Below are 4,052 nucleotides of genomic sequence, written 5' to 3'. Positions count from 1 at the left end.
GAGTGAAAGTCTTACCTCATGAGTTAAAACAGTATTTGCCCTCATGGCAACGTTCTGAAACTTTACCAAAATGGGATATCACAATTATCCCATTGTGACTGGTATTTTATTTATCCGCGAGTCCCTTAACTTGTTTTCCTGCTGTCAGCTTAAGGCGCTTTCTCACATTCCGGCAGGGGTTTAAACCCCTGCCTCATATAGCAGTCCTAAATCATTTGCATGATTTTGTAGGGGGTTCTTAAAGATCCAGGTTAGCCCGATAGATAGGGGGTAGGCACGGGGCACTACCCCTACAAATCTGCATGAATCATTTAGGATTGCTATAGCTTAAGTCGGTTGAAACCGACTGCAATTATTAGACAACACCGCAAAAATATTTTTGCGGTGTTGTTTGCATAAATTCTTGTTCGCTGTCCCCCGTTCCCTGTTCCCTATTCCCGACTTTTGCAAGAAGTCTAATTATTTTTGCAATTCAAGTCTATTAGACTTATTGCCGAAATCAATCCTTACAAATAGATAATTTATGAATTTTTGACATACTCCCCTGCCTGAAGGCGAGGGGATTCTAAGCTCAAACAGCAATTGCAGGCATAGCCTGTCTAACATCGCCTAACTTAACGGTTGATGCCCCAACCGCACAAATATTTATTGCAGCGTTCTCGTCTCTATCATTTACATTCTGACAGGACGGACAACGCCATTGTCTTGTGTTCAAATCTAACTCTTTCAGAACGTGTCTACAGTGCGAACAAGTCTTGCTAGATGGATACCAACGGTCGATAAAAACTACTTGTTTTCCTTTCTTTTTGGCAACCCATTCGATAATTTGGAGGAAATTACCAAACGCAAGGTCTGAGATTTTACGCCCCCAAAGCCGTTGCATTCCCTTTAGATTCAGAGTCTCAAAGCACAACACGTCAAACTTATCAGTCAGTTCCTGAGCCAATTTCCAGAACCAATCAGAGCGACGATTCACTACGTCCTCGTGTTTGCGAACTAAATGGAGTCTTGCTCTTTCTCGATTGGCTGAACCTTTCCGCTTTTTGGAATGCTGACGATTTGCTTTCTTGATAGCGCCGAGGGACTGTTTGAGAAATTGCGGTGATTCAATCTTGGAACCATCTGAGCAAGTGAGGAACGTCTTTAAGCCGAAATCAAAACCAGCGATTCTACTCGTCTCGATTTTGATTTTAGACTCTTCAACGCTGTCAACGACTACAACCATGAACAATTCTCCTAACGGAGTACGTTTAATGGTTAACGTCTTGACTTTCCCCTCTATCTCTCTGGAGTTCCAATACTGATAAACGCGATTCCCAATTTTAATTCGATTGCCACCTAAAAATTTATAGCCAGCTTGCTTGAGGGTGAATGATTTGTATTTACGGACTTTCTTGAATCCAGGGGGTCTAACACCTTTCTTGTGATACTTAAAAAACAGTTGGTAGGCTTTCTCAATGCGTTGACAGATATCCTGCACAGCCTGAGAACCCACTTGTTGCCAGAAAGGTTTACGCGATCTTTGTTTGGCAATATGACTTTGAAGTTTGCTGCAATTCAAGTGCTTGCCCCACATCCGGTAGTACCGCTTGTGGAGTGCGATGCAATGGTTGTAGATCACCCCGGCAGCATTGATGCTTCGCTTGAGATGTCTGTTCCGCTTGCTTTGATATAGCTTGAACTTCAATGTTTTCATGTTAACCATGATATCATAACGGATAGCAATTGGGTAGCCAAATGATCAAACAAAGATTAAGTATTCGGGTTGCGGTGAGTCGGCTAGAGAAGTTACGGAGAATCGCCAAACAAAAAGAAAAAACAATGACCCAGCTTGTCGAGGATTGGATTGATGCACTTAGAGAAGAAAAGCCGTCCTAAAAAGACGGGGCTTTAAACCCAGTTCTTTGGTAAGGTGCAGATTGTGCACCCTACAAAGTGGCTACTAACTAGCAAGATTTACTTTTGTGACTTCACCTGCGACAACCTTAACTGTTTGTTGAATTTGACTTCCATCAACTTTCAACTGATAAGAACCGGGTGAAAGCTCGATCGCCCCAAACCATCCTTTACCATCCGCCCGCAGTTGCCGCACCTTGCCACCAGCATTAACTGCCTGCAATGTCAAGCCCGCACCGTCGCAGCTTCCTTGGCATCGCTGCAACATTCCGGCGATCGCCCCAGCAGTCGGCCGCGACTTCCAAGGCATATCAGGAATCCCCGCCGGAGTGGCCCACACAGGCTGAGTTTGAACAGTTTTACCCGTCGCAGCGTCAACGTATTGACTAGGCTGCGACAGCGCATTATAAAACCAATCATTACTCTGCGACAGGAATTTCCAAGGCTGACGGGGCAAATCACCACTACCGCCCGATCGCAATTCAACGTTACTGTAAATATTGGTGCTAGCGTAGGAATAAAGCACCGTACCAGCAACGCGATTTCCTTTCGCAGAAGGCGCTTCGGCGCGACGAATCTGCCCTAGAGTGTCTTCGATGTAGTTGAGATAGTTGCCGGGGCCGATCGCAATTTGGCGGTTATACTGATGGTCTTTAGCGTACTCGATCCAGTGATCGTAACCGAGTTTCTGCTGTGGCTTGTACTCGCGCTGGTACGTCATCGGCATCGCCATATCGATAATTCCTTCTTCCAGCCAAGCCCGCCAATCCTGCAAAACTTCTCTGTAGGGTTGCGTTTTATACCAAGCTTCGTCGTTTTTCGGGCCGTCACCCCAGGCGATCGTCGCCGCCGTAATTTTAACGCGCGGTTTAATCGCCATCGCTTCTACATAAAGCTTCCGCACTAAATTTGTCACCTGATCGCGCCGCCACTGCATCCACAGAGGATCGGTGGCTGCCGGTTTGCCCGATCGACCGTTTTGTTGGTTGAAACGGGCGATCGAAGTAGGATTGTAGCCCCAATTCGGCCCGCCGTAGCGCACGTAATCCAACTGTACGCCGTCCACATCGTAGCGCTTCAGCAAGTCCAAATAGACAGAAACAGTATAATCTAGGGCATCTGGATTGCCTGGATCGAGAAAACCCTTGGCTTCGCCACTCGAAATCAGCATCGCCCAATTGTCCTTTCCTGAGGCATTGGGCCCATGTTCTTGCCAAACATGATTGGCGGGAAGTTTGCCACCGGAAACTACTGGTAGCGTCACCATCCAAGCGTGTACTTCTATACCTGCGGCGTGGGCTTTGTCAATCAAATCTTGGAGGGGATCGAAACCTGCTGGAACATTCGGATCGGTGGTGCGGGGTTCGATCGCACTCGTATAAAAAGCATCACCACGGCGGCGGACTTGGGCGACGATCGCGTTGGCATTAGCTTTCTGTGCGTCTGCAATCAACTTGGTTACTTCTTGAGGCGTTTTGAAACCGGGGTTGAATGCGTCCACCCAGAAGGCGCGAAATTCCGAGGTTTGGGTTTGTGGGGGTGGATTTGCGATCGCCCGATTCGGCAACCATTGTGATAACCAGCCTGGAGTTAGGAGGAAACTGATTGTTAAGCCGATCGCGAACAGGCTTGACAAAAAGAGTGTTTTAGTTTTTCGCATGAGGAATGTGTGAGGGAGCGTTTAACTGTCGTTTACGGACGTTTGGTGTGAGCGTCCGCTTGACATTTTGGCACAATGGTACATTAAGCGGGCAAATAAGTAAAATCGGTATTGCAAAACACGAGCTATACAGGAAAGGCGATCGCACCTGTTACTCTCTTCTCCGTAGAAGATTATCTACTTCTTCCTGATTCTTCGTCTTTCTTCCTTCGTGTCCTTCGCATCTTCGCGGTTCAATAACACTCCAATTTTGGCTAAAATTAACTAAAAGTGCGATCGGCAACATTACCTAATTTTCTGGATACTTTCTTGAACTGTGAAGGATACGGAGAATTTCTACGCTTTCTTCTTTTACTCGATAGATGATGAGATATAGCCTTTCTCAGAAAGATGAGGTACAATAACAGCAGTGCGTAAACCAGTTAAAAATATTTGATGATGTAACTTGACTGAACCCCAACTCTATGGCTTTGGCTAATTCTTGATAATTAGGTGT

Annotated in this window: 3 protein-coding genes; all 3 read right to left on the bottom strand. The window is 46.2% G+C overall.

Features of this window, described 5'->3' with window-relative positions; all coding sequences use genetic code 11:
- Positions 1 to 571: 571 nt before the first annotated feature.
- The 3 genes from QZ938_RS32795 to QZ938_RS32785 all read right to left on the bottom strand — a co-directional run bounded on the left by QZ938_RS32795 (position 572) and on the right by QZ938_RS32785 (position 3,920).
- Complete coding sequence (locus QZ938_RS32795; RefSeq protein ID WP_293150856.1) at positions 572 to 1,696, bottom strand: transposase; 1,125 nt, start codon at positions 1,694 to 1,696, stop codon at positions 572 to 574.
- A 246-nt stretch (positions 1,697 to 1,942) separates the two neighbouring features.
- Positions 1,943 to 3,532, bottom strand: coding sequence for a family 10 glycosylhydrolase (locus QZ938_RS32790; RefSeq protein WP_293356503.1), 1,590 nt, complete (start codon positions 3,530 to 3,532; stop codon positions 1,943 to 1,945).
- 313 nt (positions 3,533 to 3,845) lie between these two features.
- Entirely contained in the window at positions 3,846 to 3,920 is a 75-nt protein-coding gene (locus tag QZ938_RS32785; protein WP_293356506.1) for a hypothetical protein, read from the bottom strand.
- Between the last annotated feature and the right edge of the window lie 132 nt (positions 3,921 to 4,052).

The sequence above is a fragment of the Microcoleus sp. CAWBG27 genome, assembly GCF_020883145.1.
Taxonomy (GTDB): Bacteria; Cyanobacteriota; Cyanobacteriia; order Cyanobacteriales; family Microcoleaceae; genus Microcoleus.
The sequence above is the reverse complement of the archived record's forward strand: the minus strand, read 5'-3'. Positions and strand labels throughout refer to the sequence as shown.